Source organism: Aerococcus sp. 150760013-2 (assembly GCF_053627715.1).
The window spans coordinates 14,096-30,238 of record NZ_JBSEYI010000006.1 but is presented as its reverse complement, the minus strand read 5'-3'; the positions used below and the strand labels follow the sequence as shown (position 1 = coordinate 30,238).

General features: G+C 41.9%; 14 protein-coding genes. 9 read left to right on the top strand and 5 right to left on the bottom strand.

Translation table 11 applies throughout. The annotated features are described in order from the left end of the window. Positions 1–6: 6 nt before the first annotated feature. The 5 genes from pheT to ACUW85_RS04160 all read left to right on the top strand — a co-directional run bounded on the left by pheT (position 7) and on the right by ACUW85_RS04160 (position 6,780). Entirely contained in the window at positions 7–2,436 is a 2,430-nt protein-coding gene (pheT, locus tag ACUW85_RS04180) for a phenylalanine--tRNA ligase subunit beta (RefSeq protein ID WP_182023350.1), read from the top strand. Between the two features lie 183 nt (positions 2,437–2,619). Next, positions 2,620–4,104: a gluconokinase gene (locus tag ACUW85_RS04175; RefSeq protein ID WP_149255786.1), complete on the top strand. Its 1,485-nt coding sequence runs from the start codon at positions 2,620–2,622 to the stop codon at positions 4,102–4,104. Between the two features lie 157 nt (positions 4,105–4,261). Next, positions 4,262–5,245 carry a phosphate acetyltransferase gene (gene pta, locus ACUW85_RS04170; RefSeq protein WP_149315394.1) on the top strand — a complete coding sequence of 328 codons (984 nt, stop codon included), beginning with the start codon at positions 4,262–4,264 and terminating at the stop codon, positions 5,243–5,245. 480 nt (positions 5,246–5,725) lie between these two features. Beyond that, complete coding sequence (gene tsaE / locus ACUW85_RS04165; protein WP_016896918.1) at positions 5,726–6,193, top strand: tRNA (adenosine(37)-N6)-threonylcarbamoyltransferase complex ATPase subunit type 1 TsaE; 468 nt, start codon at positions 5,726–5,728, stop codon at positions 6,191–6,193. A gap of 47 nt (positions 6,194–6,240) precedes the next feature. Beyond that, the gene (locus ACUW85_RS04160; protein ID WP_048727914.1) at positions 6,241–6,780 is read left to right on the top strand and encodes a GNAT family N-acetyltransferase; all 540 of its coding nucleotides are present in this window, start codon (positions 6,241–6,243) and stop codon (positions 6,778–6,780) included. A 62-nt stretch (positions 6,781–6,842) separates the two neighbouring features. Here ACUW85_RS04160 and ACUW85_RS04155 read toward each other — a convergent pair whose 3' ends face one another. Next, entirely contained in the window at positions 6,843–7,082 is a 240-nt protein-coding gene (locus ACUW85_RS04155; protein ID WP_048727918.1) for a hypothetical protein, read from the bottom strand. Positions 7,083–7,308: 226 nt separating this feature from the next. On the opposite strand from ACUW85_RS04155, the gene murB reads away from it, so the two are divergent. The 4 genes from murB (at position 7,309) to ACUW85_RS04135 (ending at position 11,095) form a co-directional block, all read left to right on the top strand. Continuing rightward, positions 7,309–8,244: a UDP-N-acetylmuramate dehydrogenase gene (gene murB, locus ACUW85_RS04150; protein WP_149315376.1), complete on the top strand. Its 936-nt coding sequence runs from the start codon at positions 7,309–7,311 to the stop codon at positions 8,242–8,244. A 72-nt stretch (positions 8,245–8,316) separates the two neighbouring features. Further along, positions 8,317–9,993, top strand: a complete 1,677-nt coding sequence (locus ACUW85_RS04145) for a DUF3744 domain-containing protein (protein ID WP_182023351.1) — start codon at positions 8,317–8,319, stop codon at positions 9,991–9,993. Positions 9,994–10,062: 69 nt separating this feature from the next. Continuing rightward, entirely contained in the window at positions 10,063–10,773 is a 711-nt protein-coding gene (locus ACUW85_RS04140; RefSeq protein ID WP_182023352.1) for an AzlC family ABC transporter permease, read from the top strand. A 10-nt stretch (positions 10,774–10,783) separates the two neighbouring features. After that, entirely contained in the window at positions 10,784–11,095 is a 312-nt protein-coding gene (locus tag ACUW85_RS04135; protein ID WP_182023353.1) for an AzlD domain-containing protein, read from the top strand. Positions 11,096–11,832: 737 nt separating this feature from the next. Here the strand turns inward: ACUW85_RS04135 and fni are convergent. The 4 genes from fni to mvk all read right to left on the bottom strand — a co-directional run bounded on the left by fni (position 11,833) and on the right by mvk (position 16,127). After that, the gene (fni, locus tag ACUW85_RS04130) at positions 11,833–12,882 is read right to left on the bottom strand and encodes a type 2 isopentenyl-diphosphate Delta-isomerase (RefSeq protein ID WP_182023354.1); all 1,050 of its coding nucleotides are present in this window, start codon (positions 12,880–12,882) and stop codon (positions 11,833–11,835) included. A 1-nt stretch (position 12,883) separates the two neighbouring features. Next, positions 12,884–14,068, bottom strand: coding sequence for a phosphomevalonate kinase (locus ACUW85_RS04125; RefSeq protein WP_182023355.1), 1,185 nt, complete (start codon positions 14,066–14,068; stop codon positions 12,884–12,886). Beyond that, on the bottom strand, positions 14,052–15,065 hold the full coding sequence (gene mvaD / locus ACUW85_RS04120; RefSeq protein ID WP_182023356.1) for a diphosphomevalonate decarboxylase: 1,014 nt from the start codon (positions 15,063–15,065) through the stop codon (positions 14,052–14,054). The genes ACUW85_RS04125 and mvaD overlap by 17 nt, the downstream gene beginning before the upstream one ends. Positions 15,066–15,128: 63 nt before the next feature. After that, positions 15,129–16,127 (bottom strand): mevalonate kinase, encoded by a 999-nt coding sequence (mvk, locus tag ACUW85_RS04115; protein ID WP_154837656.1) that lies wholly within the window; start codon positions 16,125–16,127, stop codon positions 15,129–15,131. Positions 16,128–16,143 lie beyond the last annotated feature (16 nt).

Sequence of the window (16,143 nt, the reverse complement as noted above, 5' to 3'; positions counted from 1 at the left end):
CAATTAATGAAAGTATCATATAATTGGTTAAATGAATTTATCGATCTTGCTGACTTGAATCCGCAAGATATTGGGGAACGTATGTCACGTACTGGTATTGAGGTTGATGGCGTGAATGCCTTAGGTACTGGCTTGAAGAAAATCGTTGTGGGTCACGTATTAACTTGCGAACCACATCCAGATTCTGACCACCTGTCAATTACGACTGTTGAAGTCGGCGAAGATGAGCCTTTCCAAATTGTCTGTGGAGCGCCAAATGTGACTGCAGGTCAAAAGGTGATCGTTGCCTTACCAAACTCTCGTATTGCTGGTAATGTGAAAATTAAAAAAGGTAAAATGCGTGGTGTTGTTTCTCAAGGGATGATTTGTTCACTTGAGGAAATTGGTTTCTCAAACAGTGTCGTTCCCAAAGAATACGCTGACGGCATTATGGTCTTACCTGAAGAAGCACCAGCTGGTATGGACATTGTAGAATACCTAAAATTAGATGACCCAATCATTGAATTAGATATTACACCAAACCGTGCAGATGCCTTCTCTATGCGTGGTGTAGCTTGGGAATTAGCGGCTGTATACAACCGTCAACCAAACTTTGACTACACAGATATCACCAAATATGACGGTAAAGATTTAGCAGGTGCGATTGACTTGAAAGTTGTAGACACTGAATTAGTGCCTGAGTACAATGCTTTCTTGGTGAAAAATGTCACTGTTGAGCCTTCACCATTATGGCTACAATTACGATTAATGGCTGCTGGCATCCGTCCAATTAATAACGTAGTGGACATTACGAACTACGTTTTACTAGCAAATGGCCAACCATTACATGCCTTTGACTATGATAAATTAGACCATAAGGTAATCGAGACGCGTCTAGCTAAAGAGGGCGAACGAATCGTCACGCTTGATGAAGTGGACCGTCCCTTACTAGATTCAGATATCGTCATTACTGACGGTGAAAAACCAATTGCACTAGCTGGTGTTATAGGTGGCTTAGATACTGAAATTGATGAAAATACAGCAAATGTATTGATTGAAGCAGCCAACTTTGAACCGATCCACATTCGTAAAACTGCTCGTCGCAACGGCTTGCATTCTGAATCATCTATGCGTAACGAACGTGGTATTAACAAGGCGACAGTTGCTGAATCAGGTGCATTTGCAGCTGAAATGATTGCTGATTTAGCCAAGGGTGAAGTGGTAGAAGGCTCTGAACGTGTATCTGCAATTGATTTAACACCAATTCTAGTAACATCAAGTCTAGCTTATGTTAATAAACGTATAGGTATGGACCTAACTTTCGCAGAAGTTCAACAAATCTTTGATCAGCTACAGTTTGAAGTATCTGGTGATGCCAATGAGTTCACGGTTTCCGTACCTGCGCGTCGTTGGGATATACTTATTCAAGCGGACTTAGTTGAAGAAATTGCACGAATTTATGGTTATGATAAAATGCCTTCTCGCTTGCCTTCAGTAAATGCACAAAATATGGGTTTAACAGACTGGCAAGCTTTCAAACGTCGTACCAATAACCAAATGTTGGCAGAAGGATTTAACCAAGTGATTGCTTACTCATTAATTGGGGACAATCAAACGGTATTGGAAATGGCGAACGCGAAACCAGTTGCTCTTGACTTCCCAATGTCAGATGACCGTCGTTTCATGCGGACAAATCTTTTAAGTGCCTTACTTGAAATTGTTCAATACAATGTAGCCCGTAAAACTTCTAATGTAGCCATCTTTGAATCAGGCCGTGTCTTCAAATGGGCCGATGCTGACCTACCAGTGGATGAAACACATTTAGCGGCTGTTTGGACAGGTAACGCGCAAGCGAAAACGTGGAGCCACCAAGCGAAAGCTGTTGATTTCTACGACATGAAGGGTGTTGTCGAAAGCATCTTAGTTTCATTCAACCTTGACGTGGCCGTAACATTTGAAGCAACGTCTGAATTAGCAGATATGCATCCAGGTCGTACCGCCAAAATTTATGCAGTGGGTCAATCTGACGAACGTGTTGAATTAGGTTACATCGGGCAATTACACCCAAGTGTTGCTGACAAACATGACTTGAAAGATACCTTAGTATTTGAAATTTCATTAGATGAAATTTATGCCTTACCAAAAGTAGAAGTGAAACAATCAGCAATCCCTAAATTCCCAGGTTCTGACCGGGATATCGCTATCCTTGTGTCTGACCAAGTATCGAATGCGGATATTGTGAAAACTATTCAAAAAGCTTCTAAAGGTGGCATCTTAGTCGATATCGAAATCTTTGATGTTTATCAAGGTGAAAATATTGAAGACGGTAAGAAATCACTTGCTTACAGCTTGAAATACTTGAACCCACAAGCCACTTTGACTGATGAAGAGGTGACCAATGACGTTGCTCGTATCACTGAAGCACTAGCAAACGAATTATCAGCTGAAATCCGTTAATATTTAGCTGATAACACTTTAATAATCTAGCATAAGCGCAATGGCGTCCGGTAAACATTTATCGTGGCTTCATTGCGTTTTTGTGGTTAAATGGAGGTAACGTATTTCTTTTGAAAAATGGCTATCGATAATGAAGCTGTTTTTCCAGGAGAAAATAAATGCATTTAGAAAGTAGGAATCATCATGCAATACTTTCAATATTTCGTCGCCGACCTTGGCACCACCAACTTAAAATTTGCTTTGATGGAAACCCCATACCGGGTATTGGACACTATGGAAGCACGCAATCACCTTCAACATGATAGCGAGGGCAAGCAAGAAAGTGATCCGCTAGTCGTTTTCCAACAATTCATGAACTTACTTCAAGCAATGCAAGCCAAGTATCCTGAGGTCAACACTTTAATATTTTCAAGCCAAATGCATGCTTTACTTGCAATGAATGAAGCGGGTGGCATTGTGCAAAACACCATGACTTGGGGAGACTTGAGGGCAAGGCATGTGGCGCAGGAAATGCAGGTATCAGGTCTAGCGGCCGCCTTTTTCGCCCAATCAGGTACGCCAATCCATGCCATGAACCCCTTTGTGAAATTGGCCTATCTAAACAAAGCCCGTCCTACATTATTTACAGATGAAACCGTGGTATTTATGGACATCAAAGCCTATATTATCCGCCAGTTAACGGGAGAGTTTGTAATTGACCGGGCAACGGCATCTTCTATGGGACTGTTGGATATAGCCACAAATACTTGGTCAAAAGACCTATTAAAGGTGGTCGGTTTGACTGAAAACCAATTGCCGAAATTAGTCGATTCAACCGAAGAATTGCCTGTAAAAACTAACTTTATCAAGGCCTTAGGGTTAGCTGACAACTTCCACATACTATCAGGATCAACTGACGGCGCCTTGGCCAACCTATCTAATTTAGCCTACGCCATTCAAGGGGACCAGGAACTTAGCCCATTCGTCCTATCTTTTGGGACCTCAGCAGCTGTCCGGACCTTAACTGACCAATTGTCCTTGCATGAAAGTGGCCGGATTTTCACCTATATCGTGGACGACCAACCCCATTATATCGTCGGTGGGCCAGTTAATAACGCCGGCAACGCATTAGACTGGTGTCATCAACAATTTGGCTTTATGGCAAAAGGGCAAACTTTTTCAGATATGTTAGCCATACTTTTAGCGCATGATTTTTCAGCTAGCGGCCCTTATTTCTTGCCATTCTTAAACGGAGAAAGAGCGCCGTATTGGAATGCCTACTTACAAGCTGAATTTAAAGGGATTCAAGGGCACACGAGCCAGTTGGATATGGCTAAAGCTGTCTTTGAAGGGGTCTTTTTTGAAATTCGCCAAGTGGTAGATATGGTCTTTGAGACCGCTGATTTAAACCAAAAAATGATTCAAGTAAACGGAAAAATATTTGCGGACCCCAAAATTGGCCAATGGATTGCAAATATTATGGGTATAACCTTGCAATATGTGTCAGCTGACGACGCGAGCTTGATTGGGGCCGGTGTGCTGGTAGAAGGGCCTAACTTATGGCAAGACTTGTCATTTTCCACTATAGCGCCGGATGGACAAATGGCTGACAAATACAAAGAAAAATTTTTGATGTATCAAAAATATGCAGACTCTGCTGACCAAATAACGAAAACGATTTTGTATTAAAAACGGCAGATTTGCGTTCAAAATTGGGCGAATAATTGATTGAGCGTCTGCTATGTAATGTCAGCACATCTTTGCAGTATTTGTTATGACAAATGTTTTGGAATTGTGTAAAATAAGGATAGTAAGCGTTTTAAATTTCTGAGGAGGAATGTTAAAAATGGATATGTTTGATAGCTTAAAGGCCAAGATCCAAGATAAAAATGTGCGTGTCGTTTTCCCAGAAGGGTACGATGAGCGTATTCTAGGTGCTGTTGTGCGTTTGAAAGCTGAAGGGATTCTTGAACCGGTTTTATTAGGTAACCCAGAAGAATTAAAATCAATCGCGCATGATCGTGGCTTTGATATCAATAAAATTGATGTTATTGATCCAAACAACTACGATGCATTCGACGAAATGGTTGAAGCTTTTGTTGAACGCCGTAAAGGTAAGGCTACTGAAGAACAAGCACGTAAAATTCTACGCGATGAAAACTACTTTGGTACGATGCTGGTATACCAAGGTCTATGTGATGCCTTAGTATCAGGTGCCCGTCATTCAACTGGTGACACAGTTCGTCCAGCCTTACAAATTATTAAAACAAAACCAGGTGTGAAGTCTACATCAGGTGCTTTCATCATGTTGCGTGGGCGCGACCAAGAGAAATACTTATTCTCTGACTGTGCAATCAACATCAACCCAGATGCAGAAGGCTTAGCTGAAATTGCAGTTGAATCTGCTAAAACAGCTGCGATGTTTGACATTGATCCAAAAGTTGCTTTATTAAGCTTCTCAACTAAAGGGTCAGCAAAATCTCCAGAGCAAGAAAAAGTTGCTGAAGCAACACGTCTTGCAAAAGAAAAAGCACCACAATTTGAAATTGACGGTGAATTACAATTTGATGCGGCTTTTGTAGAAGCAGTAGCAAAACAAAAAGCACCAGATTCAAACGTCGCTGGTCAAGCAACAGTATTCGTATTCCCAGAAATCCAATCAGGTAACATTGGCTACAAGATTGCACAACGTTTCGGTAACTTTGAAGCAATTGGTCCAATCTTACAAGGTATGGCGAAACCTATTTCAGACCTTTCACGTGGTTGTGTAGAAGAAGATGTTTATAAGTTAGCTATCATCACAGCTAACCAAGCCATCTTAGAAGACTAAAGCAAATAAATAAATGATTATTGAAAGGGGAATGGCAATTTTGCTGTTTCTCTTTTTATATGAGAAGATGAAAATGTTTTTTACCTAATAGGTTAAAATATTTCGATTTTCTAGGGCAACCTCCGTGCATGGTGATGGGTGATGAGATGGCTAGCTAAATTGGATAGCCATCTAGATACTTTAAGAGCATTCACTTTAGGTGAATACGAATCCTTTTTAAAAGTATAGAACTTTTCTGAAGGAGCGATTATACGTTTTTCAAATCGCATTAAAGTGTCTAGTAATATCGTCGTGGGCAGGTTACAAAATGAAGAATACATTGATTACACAGAGTTAAATCATTCGAAAAGAAAATTTAAACTGGCAGTGCGTTTATTATTATTCGCTTCATACTAATGAAGAAAGAATGCTTGAATCTTGTAGTCTTTTCGATTTTTTAGTAAAGTAAATAGAGATATTATAAGGGAGAGAAGGTGTCATATGACTTATAGAATTGAATGGGCGAGTGAGGCTGATACAGATGCTTTTGCCCAAAAATTAGCGACCCAAGTGCAAGCAGGGGACATTATTTGCTTGGAAGGAAATTTAGGTGCGGGGAAAACAACTTTCACCAAGTATTTTGCCAAGGCTTTAGGTATTGATCAAGCCATTAAAAGCCCAACTTACACGATTATTCGCGAATATGAAGACAACGACATCCCTTTATACCACATGGATGCGTATCGATTAGAAGAAACAGGCTCAGACAGTGTCGGTTTAGAAGACTATCTTAACGGCGATGGGGTAACCATTATCGAATGGCCTCAATTTGTTGTTCAGGATTTACCTAAAGATTATCTTTGGCTAAGCTTAACTGCATCTTCTGAAACCAGTCGTGAAGTAACCTTAACCTATGAAGGCCCGCGCGGACAAGCTTTGTATGATGGGGTAGTGGCTGACCTCACTTAAGCTAACAGCCAATTTTACGAATAGTCACATAGAAGGATTGAGACAATATGAAAAAAGAACAATTAGAAATTACCCTAGCGGACGCTATGCCTAAAGATGCGAAAGCCTTATTAGACTTCTACAAAGAAGTGGGTAGCGAAACAGACTTCCTTTCATTTGGTGAAGAAGGTTTAGGGATTAACCAAGAACAAGAAACCCGTTATTTGAAATCTTTACAAGAAGCGTTGAATAATCGTGTATTAATTGCACGATTAGGGGATGATATTATTGGAGTTGCAAGCATTGGGGCAGAACAACATGCTAAAGTGGCGCATATGGGTGAACTAGGCATTTCCATTCTACGTCGATTCTGGGGACTGGGTTTATCCCGTGTCATGATGGAAGATATGATTGACTGGGCAACAGAAAATGATATCTTACGTTATTTACGTTTAGAAGTATCTAAAGATAATATGCGGGCCATTAGCTTATATGAAAAATTTGGTTTTGAAGAAATTGGTGTAACCCCTAAAGGGATGTATCATGACGACGCCTTCCATGATTTAGTCATGATGGGCTTAGCAGTCGAAAACCAAGACCAAGCATAAGAATATTGCAAATACAAAAAGGTCGAGACCATTTCAGTCTCGACCTTTTTAAAATCCGTATACTACTTTAGAATGGCCATAGCGATCATTACAATTAATAGAATGACTTCAATTGTTACAAGGGACCAACGCCATTTATTGTCTTTCTCATTAAAGGCGAAAATCATGGCAATAATTGGAATAATGATTGATAGTGAGATGTTTGTCCAAGCTAGATCCGCTGCAGGCCGGGCAACTTGCAAACCTGTGTAGATAAAGGTTAAAGCGAGCATCATTAAGGCATTTTGTCTGATTTTATTCATGGAGAAGTCCTTTCGTATCACAAGTTGTGACAATTTGTCACTAATTAGAATAATACTATAACATGTTTTTAAGAAAATGTTAACGAATCTGCCACACAAACCCTTTAACACAATGTAAAAATGCGTTAAAATGTGTTATTATGAATTAGATACAACTAGCATTTTATCAGCAATTTTTGCTGTTTTTTATTATTGCTAAATATATTACCAGGAAGGGTAATTTACTATGTTTTTAAATGATCTGCGTAAAGCATTTCCCCAATCAACGATTAAATTCCACGAACCATTAAATAACTATACTTATACAAAAACGGGTGGACCAGCGGATGTTTTAATTTTCCCAGAGACACCAGAAGAAATCCAAGCACTTGTTCGTTTTGCCAATAAAGCCCACGAACCAATTTTAGTTCTTGGTAATTCTTCAAACGTAATCATTTCAGATGAAGGTGTGTCAGGCGTTGTCTTGATGCTGACTGAAATGGATTATATCCAAATTGACGGTACACACATTAAAGCTGGCGCTGGCTCTAAAATCATCGATGTGAGTCGTTCGGCAGGAGCTGAAGGCTTGACTGGTTTTGAATTCGCTTGTGGTATCCCAGGATCCACTGGGGGCGCGGTTTACATGAACGCAGGTGCATATGGCGGCGAAATTTCTGAAGTCCTTGTTGAAGTGGACGTGGTCACAAAAGCTGGCCGTATGTATACGCTGAAGAACGAAGACCTAAATCTCTCTTACCGCCATTCTGACCTACAAGAAACTGGCGACATTGTGGTTGAAGCCCGTTTTAAATTGAAAAAGGGCGACCTACAGTCAATCTTAGCTAAAATGGATGAGTTAACTTACCTTCGTGAATCGAAGCAACCGTTAGAGTATCCATCATGCGGATCTGTTTTTAAACGACCAGAAGGCCATTTTACAGGGAAACTGATCCAAGAAGCTGAATTACAAGGCTACACTATTGGTGGTGCACAAATTTCGAAAAAACATGCTGGTTTCATTATCAACGTGGGTGGTGCTACGGCAACTGACTATATTAACATGATCCACCATATTCAAGAAGTGATTTGGGACCTGAATAAGGTAGTCCTTGAACCAGAAGTGCGTATTTTAGGTAAACGGTCTAAATACGATACAGTAGATGCTGCTTTCGGCAATTAGGGATTCACCAGCTATTAGATAGGATTTATATAACCATTCGCACGTAAATATTATTGAAAGGGGCATGGATTTATGTCCAATCCTTGGATACAATTTAAAAATATGTCGTTTACCTATGAGGGTGCCGGTAGACGGGCATTGAAAAATATCAATCTAACATTCTATCGCGGTGAAAAAGTGTTGATCATCGGGGCTAATGCCTCGGGTAAATCCACCCTAGTACGCGCCTTACGCGGAAAATTAGCCAGCGACGAATTTCAAGGGACTATTGAAGGGGAGATTATCAATTTCGACCTAGAAATGGAAACTATGGACGCAACAGCTATGGCTGACGCGGTTGACCATCACTTGGAGGAAACCCTAAAAGAAAACGGCAAGCGTAAGCGGTCAAGTGATTATATCCCTAATTTTACGGAAGAATTAAAGCACCGTATCCTTGAATACCCAACCGAAGCGGATACTAGTTTAGAGCGCCTTTCAGAAGGGCAAAGAGACATTCAGAATTTCGTCAACAACGTCAACTATGAGCAATCCGTCTTTATTTTTGATGAGCCCTTAGCCAATTTAGCCCCTCGCGCTGGGCAAATTTTCATCGATTTAGTGGATGATATTCATCATAATACTGACGCTACGATTGTCATGGTTGATTACCGGATTGAAGAAGTCTTATACCGTCCAGTTGACCGTGTCATCGTCCTTTCCGAAGGTCGGGTTATTTTTGACGGGGATTCAGAGAAATTATTAAAGCGGAATATTCTAAACAGTTTAGGCATTGGCGAGCCATCCTATGTATCGGCTATTCGCTATACTGGCTATCCTTTAGACAAGGTCCGTAACATATCAAACGTCAATTATTTACACGGTCCTAACCTAAAACGAACCATCGAATCCTGGCTGATGACCGTGCCAAATTTCGTCCAAAAACGTAGTGACCAACCCGTTTTGACCCTTGATAATGTATCCTACACTTATCCATGGCGGGACCGGGCCACCTTGCGCAATATTTCGACCCAAGTTTTCAAGGGTGACATGATTGCCATTGTCGGGAAAAATGGGTCGGGCAAGTCCACACTAGGTCAAATGATGGACGGAAACATCCGCCCAGATTCGGGCACGATGACTTGGTTAGGTGAAGAAGTCACTGACGATAACCTATGTCAAATGAAGCAGGAAACAGTCTATATCCAACAAAATATCGACCAATCCATCTTGCATATCACTGTGAAAGACTATTTGAATGGGATTGCCGCTAATTGTAATTACTCCGCGGAAGAAGCAGAAGAAGTCATCCGGGATTCTTTAAAACGAACGGGTCTGATTTATGCTGCTGAACTACAAATTGGCCAATTATCATTTGGCCAACAAAAACGGATTATGCTGTCGTCTGCCTTAATTAACCAGCCGTCACTCTTAATTATTGACGAGCCCTCTGAAGGCCAAGACTACCATCATTACAATGAATTCATGCAGTACCTTTATCAAATCAACCAGGAACAAGAGATTGCAATTATCATCAATACCCATAACACGGATCTAGTATTAGAATTTACTCGCCATGCTTGGGTATTATCCGAGGGCGAATTAATCGCGGATACCCAGCCTATTAGAATCGCCACGGATTATCGCTTAATCCAAAGAGCTTTCTTACGAGAATCAAATTTATATATCTTTGCCCGTCAAATCGGCTTAATTGATCCTTACAATTTCATCAAGAAATTCATGGATTACCATAGAGAAGTGAATCGTTAGTTAGCTAAATCGCTAGTCAGGTTCTAGCGGACTACGAAATAAAATAATAAACATAAGGGAGGGTGTTTAATGGCAGAAATTGTGGACGCCAAGTCCGAACGTTTCAAGTTATCAATCCCCGTTATTGTAGGCTATTTACCAGTTGGTTTAGCTTGTGGGTTACTACTCGCTGATGCCGGCTTAACCTGGTGGCAGGTTGTGCTGATGTCCAGTCTAGTGTTTGGGGGCTCCGCGCAATTTGTGGCAGCAGCCCTGATTGCACAAAATGCTGGAGTAATGGAAGTATTTATCTCAGTACTATTATTAAGTTCCCGCCAAGCCTTGTATAGTGTGTCTTTTGGCCCATACTTAAACCAAGCGCCTAATTTTAAGGTCGCTTGGTTAGGCTACATGACAGCAGACGAATCTTACGCCATCAATGTCTTAAAACTGCAAGATAATAGTCCACAGAAACCATGGGCCATTAACGACGCCTTATTCGTCGCTACTGCAACATGGATTTCCTGGATCCTATTTACTGCATCGGGTGCCTTGTTTGGTACCTTCATTCAAATTCCTGATGTCATTTCAAACTTTGTCATGGTCGCTATGTTTATCGGCATTCTTGTCCCGAACATAAACAACCGCATGATGCTCAACACCATGCTATTCACCGGTGTGATTGCCGTCATCTTGATGACTATTTACCAATCATCCTACGTGATTATTATGGCCACAGCCATCGCCTTATCGGTCATATTCTATTTCTTAAAACATCAAGAAAATAACCGTGTAACATAGGAGGGGTATCATGACATCATTCGTAGTAACACTCGGCTTACTGTGCACCGCCATGCGCGTCGTACCAGCACTCGTTATGCGTAACAGCAAAATTTCTCCAATGGTATACAAAACAATGGCTTTCCTACCCGTTATCATTTTTACAGCAATGATTTTTACCGATATATTTTTCTGGGAAAGCCACTTCAACCTCAACCTACTGGAGAACATCAAACTGATACCAGCACTCGTGTCCTTGTTCGTCGCCTACCGGTTTAAAGACATCATCAAAACCATCATCGCAGGCGTCGGCACCATCGCCATTTTATACATTATCTTATAATTTTTTGAAAAAGGGCATAGCTATTCCAAGCTAGCTCCCAGACCGTGACTCGAGGGTCATGGTCTTTTTTACTGTCGTCATTTGGCTAAAACCAATAATCCTTTGTCTAAAATTGTAGGGTTTGAAAGTAGCTCTTTTGTTTCGGCTCGGCTGATATAAATATGGGCAGCCTAATAAAAAGATGCATGCAAAAAAAGTGCCTTCTTCATGTTGATTGGGCACTTTTTGGTGATTATTTAAATTAAAGAGATATTTGTGTCGCAACTTGATAATCGGGCTCCACAAACCAGAAATGACTGCGTTTCAGATTAGCTTATAGCTGATTGCATCATCTATTGCGCTAATCTTCCAACGTTCATTTCTGAACGGTTTGTGTTGCACCTTGATAATTGGGCTCCACAAACCAGAAATGACTGCGTTTCAGATTAGATTATAGCTGATTGCATCATCTACTGCTCTAATCTTTCAACGTTCATTTCTGAACGGTTTGTGTCGCACCTTGTAGTCGAGTTCGAAATGTCAGACTCGTGCCACTTCAGAAATAAGTTGTGTGATGTACAATCACTACACTTATTTCTTCCACTGTTACGAGTCTAAACGACATTTTTCACATCCTGATAATCGGGCTCCACAAACCAGAAATGACTGCGTTTCAGATTAGATTATAGCTGACTGCATCATCTACTGCGCTAATCTTCCAACGTTCATTTCTGAACGGTTTGTGTCGCACCTTCCTCTTAATTCTGGCTTCTTGATGCGAAATACTCGATGTTAATTCGACGTAATCTTGACCATTCAGCTGGTTTTCCGGTGATCATTAAGTCTGTGTTACGCAGTTCGCTCAGGTCTTGGCAGTCTAATACCATCATCAACAAGCGTAATTGTTCGTCGTAAGACTTGACCATTTCAATCGTAGCGTCTACGCCTTCACCAAGGACCGAATGTAGGAATTGACCTGACATACCAACGGCAGATGCGCCTAGGGCAAGTGCCTTCATCATTTGCATTGGGTCTTTAATCCCACCAGAAGCAACGATGGCCGTCTGGCTCATCAAAGGCTGTGCTTCTAATAATGAAATAACGGTTGATTGACCCCAGTCAGCCATGTAGGCGAACTCTTGTTGTTCACGGCGAGCGTTTTCGATTTTGGCGAAATTCGTTCCACCTGTACCCGAAACATCGATGGTATTAACGCCTAAACTTTGCAGATGGTGCATGGTTTGGTAAGACATACCAAAGCCAACTTCCTTAACCATTACTGGCCGATCTACGTTTTCGACGATAGCCACAATATTGTCTTCTAATTTTCTGAAATCACGATCGCCTTCAGGCATGACAATTTCTTGAGCTGTATTCAAGTGAATTTGTAGGGCATCTGCGTCCAATAAATCGACTGCTCTTTTTGCATCCTCTAAGGTTTTATCAGCGCCGACATTGGCCATCAAGAAACCATTGGGATTCACGTCACGAATAATGGTAAAAGAATCCGCTACCGAAGGGTCTTTTAAGGCTGCAGAAACAGATCCTGAAGCCATTGGTAAATGACATTCACGAGCCACTTCAGCGAACATACCATTAATTTTCTTGGTCCATTCAGACCCACCAGTCATGGCATTAATATAGAAAGGGCGGTCAAATTGTTGTTTAAATAAAGTGGTCGACAAGTCGATATTATTGAATTCTTGGTGGGACAAGGATGGGTGGACAAAGCGGACAGAATCAAAATCGGTTGGTGCTGTTTGATATTGCATTTCAGCATTGTGCACGTGGGCATCTTTACGGTTCATACTATCTCTCCTGTTCATTTCTTTGCCAGAAAGCGAAGGGGAGAACGACTAGGTCGTTTTCTCGCCATAAGCCTTGGATGGCTTTGGCCTCGTCAGCTTGACTAGAAATCGCGTAGGCACAGTCTCCAGCCCCCGCCCCAGAAATTTTGGCGACGGTTTTTTCTGATGTGACTAACTTCAATGCTTTCTTAAAGGACTTGGTCAAATAAGGCTTATTCAGTGTTTGGGTATACGTTAGAATGTTGTCGAAATTATCTTTGATGGCTGATTTGAATAAAGACCATTCATTCATTTGGATAGCTGCCTTAGCCATTAAAACTTGCCGTTTGGCCAATTGTTTAAAACTGGCCATGATTTCTTCCAGTTCCCGTTCAGAAATATGGTGGGCTACCATTTTTAATAAGTCTTCAGTCGATGCCTTTTCTTTAGACCAAACTAGGGATAAAGTCCAGTCTGGGTCAATCGGCAATTGTTCAATCATCAACTCGGGCCAAAATTCTTCGATTAAGGCATGGATTTCTTGCCCAGTTGACTTGGCTTGTTGGTCAAACCATTCCCGGTCAAAGTTTTGGTAGTAGATGACCCCCGTTTGTGTGCTGGCTGCAACATCTCCAAGTGATCCTACCATGCCCAATTGCGCCTGAGTAATTGCGACCAGTTTAAAGACCCGGTAGACCCACTGCGATTCCGTAATATCTTGGTCTAACTTATAAAATTTTAACAGGGCCGAAACGACAGCTACAGAGATGGCACCAGATGAACCTAAACCATATTTGGTTCCGTCAGCAGCATCCAAATCGGACTGAATCTTCAAATCAAAGTAATCAGGCATCGCTGCCGATTTCATACCTACCGCTTCAGCATATGCCATCACAGTTTGTATAGCTTGCCAGATTAATGGGAATTCGCCAGCTTCTGGGTCGTTAGAAACGACTTGTCCATTGACGTCGTAGGTCCAAGCAAGTGGATGGTCAGCTTGGTTGGTGATTAAATAGCCATTTTGCCCGGAATTTGCCTCTAAAGTAAGGTGTAAGAAGGCGTCAATAGTCGTTAACAAGGCAGCTTGGCCAGAACTCACCACTGCATATTCGCCCGCAAGGAATAATTTCCCCGGTACGGCCACCTTGATGGCATCTTTATCGTTATTCGTATGGATTATCGTGCTATCATTATAAGATTGCGCCATCGTCATACTCCCATCTATCTAAGGGTTTAATCCCAGGTCCAGCAGTCGTTTGGATAAAGTTCATATCCTTAAACCGTTCTGCAAAAAAGGCTTCCACCTCGTCCATCTGGCTCGCTTTACATAAAACTTTCACGTTCGGTCCAGCGTCAATTGTATAGTAAGCCAATACGCCAGTTTTCCGTAAATCTTGGACTGCTTGAATGGCTTTAATAGTATCTGGTTCGAAATAAGTGAATGACGGATCAGAAGCCATAGTTGTTGCATGCATCCGCATGGCGTTGGCTTCAGCAATTTCACCCATCAATAGGAAATCTTGCTCGGCAATTGCCGCTTTAATCCGTTCTAAATCAATCATATTTTGACGTACCCACTCCTGGTAGAAAGGCGACGTCCGCAAGGTATGGGCCATCCCTTCACGAGAAGACACGCGTTTCTCAGCGGTGTTAATGGCCATAATGACCATACCAACATCCCAAGAGGCGTCGTCAATTTCAACTGCCATAGAGTTTTCATTGCTGGTCCCTTTTTGCCATTCAACAAAGCCACCAAAAATGGACCGGGTTGCTGAACCAGAACCTCGCCGCGCAAATGTCGATAGGGCCTGGTCAGAAATCTGATCTTCTAAATTCAAAGCCTGTCTAGTAGCCGCCGCTAGGGCCGAAAATGCCGATGAAGAAGAAGCCAATCCAGCCGCAGTGGGCACATGATTGACACTTTCTACCTTAGCGCGCAAGTCTAGGCCAGCTTCTGCTCTAAACATGTCTAAAAACTTGCTGATTTTTGCCGTATCCGCTTCATTGCCTAATTGATTGTTTAAATAGAAAACATCTGCGTCCAAACCACTCGAAAAAGTCACGCGCGTGTCTGTATACAAGGCGTCTAAAGTGAGCGACAAACTAGATGTAGTGGGGATAAATAGGTCCTTATTCGCCTTACCCCAATATTTAATTAATGCAATATTGGTGTGCGCCCGGTAAGCGCCTTGAAAAACTGACATCTCGATTCTCCCTCAAAAAATTTTCTTTCCCTTATTATAACCGATTTTTACAGATTACGCCCACTATTCGCCGGCATTATCATCTATAGGTGAAGATTTAAAAGGCACCACCCAGCTCGCCACCGCCATATTCTCCTCTTTTAAAGCTTTAGCCAAAAGGGCAGCCTTGTCCTTGCTGTCACACAAGGCGAAATAGCAACCCCCACGTCCACCACCAGTTAGCTTGGCTGCGCCGGCTCCATTCGCTTCCGCAAAAGTGACGCCCGCTTCAAGTTCAGGACTGGATACCTGTAAAGCCCGCAAGTGCTGGTGGGCATCCTTAAACGTGCGACAAATAGCCGTAAACCACTGGTCATTGGCCATTTTAGCAGAATCTAATTCAACTAAATCAATAAAGCGCGTAGCGGCTTCACCAAGCTGACGCAAGTTATGTTCAACAGCTTGTCGGCGGGTAATAAAGGCTGAATTCAAGCCAGCTGCCACGTCAGATACTGCATTTTTAGTGTTACCGTGAATACCAGTATCCGCAACCACCAACCAATAAGGGGTGTCGAAATGAACAATCGTCATTGGTTGATTTTTTTGATAAATCAAAGGCACACCAAGACCGGCTACGCGTGCATCCAAACCAGAAGGATTGCCGTGACTAATTTTTTCAGATAAGTCTACGTATTTTAATAGTTGGTCTTCTGTAAGCGGGAGTTCATAGTAATTGTAGAAAGCGCGGACCAAAGCCGTTGCCATAGCTGCTGAAGAACCCATACCACGCTCAGCGGGTATAGATGAGTGGATATTGATCAGCCAGTGACTCTGGTTTTGGGTCATTAAATTCGCCCGTAATTGGTCATAAACAGCTAGCAAGTTCTGTAAATCAGATGGTGCTTGGTGGAGTGGTCCTTCATATAAGTCACTCACCAAATAAGCATTGGTTTGAATCTGTTCAATGGTGACTGTCATTTCTACCGCATGAAAGGGTAGGGCTACAGATGGATACCCATGAACCACGGCATGTTCACCCATAATAATGATTTTCCCGTTGGCTTTACCAGTCGCTTTTTTCATACTTTCACTCCTATTC

Excerpts from the sequence above, each read along its gene's own strand:
- pheT (WP_182023350.1), top strand. The coding sequence starts at position 7 with ATGAAAGTATCATATAATTGGTTAAATGAATTTATCGATCTTGCTGAC.
- ACUW85_RS04175 (WP_149255786.1), top strand. The coding sequence starts at position 2,620 with ATGCAATACTTTCAATATTTCGTCGCCGACCTTGGCACCACCAACTTA.
- pta (WP_149315394.1), top strand. The coding sequence starts at position 4,262 with ATGGATATGTTTGATAGCTTAAAGGCCAAGATCCAAGATAAAAATGTG.
- tsaE (WP_016896918.1), top strand. The coding sequence starts at position 5,726 with ATGACTTATAGAATTGAATGGGCGAGTGAGGCTGATACAGATGCTTTT.
- ACUW85_RS04160 (WP_048727914.1), top strand. The coding sequence starts at position 6,241 with ATGAAAAAAGAACAATTAGAAATTACCCTAGCGGACGCTATGCCTAAA.
- ACUW85_RS04155 (WP_048727918.1), bottom strand. The coding sequence starts at position 7,082 with ATGAATAAAATCAGACAAAATGCCTTAATGATGCTCGCTTTAACCTTT.
- murB (WP_149315376.1), top strand. The coding sequence starts at position 7,309 with ATGTTTTTAAATGATCTGCGTAAAGCATTTCCCCAATCAACGATTAAA.
- ACUW85_RS04145 (WP_182023351.1), top strand. The coding sequence starts at position 8,317 with ATGTCCAATCCTTGGATACAATTTAAAAATATGTCGTTTACCTATGAG.
- ACUW85_RS04140 (WP_182023352.1), top strand. The coding sequence starts at position 10,063 with ATGGCAGAAATTGTGGACGCCAAGTCCGAACGTTTCAAGTTATCAATC.
- ACUW85_RS04135 (WP_182023353.1), top strand. The coding sequence starts at position 10,784 with ATGACATCATTCGTAGTAACACTCGGCTTACTGTGCACCGCCATGCGC.
- fni (WP_182023354.1), bottom strand. The coding sequence starts at position 12,882 with ATGAACCGTAAAGATGCCCACGTGCACAATGCTGAAATGCAATATCAA.
- ACUW85_RS04125 (WP_182023355.1), bottom strand. The coding sequence starts at position 14,068 with ATGGCGCAATCTTATAATGATAGCACGATAATCCATACGAATAACGAT.
- mvaD (WP_182023356.1), bottom strand. The coding sequence starts at position 15,065 with ATGTCAGTTTTTCAAGGCGCTTACCGGGCGCACACCAATATTGCATTA.
- mvk (WP_154837656.1), bottom strand. The coding sequence starts at position 16,127 with ATGAAAAAAGCGACTGGTAAAGCCAACGGGAAAATCATTATTATGGGT.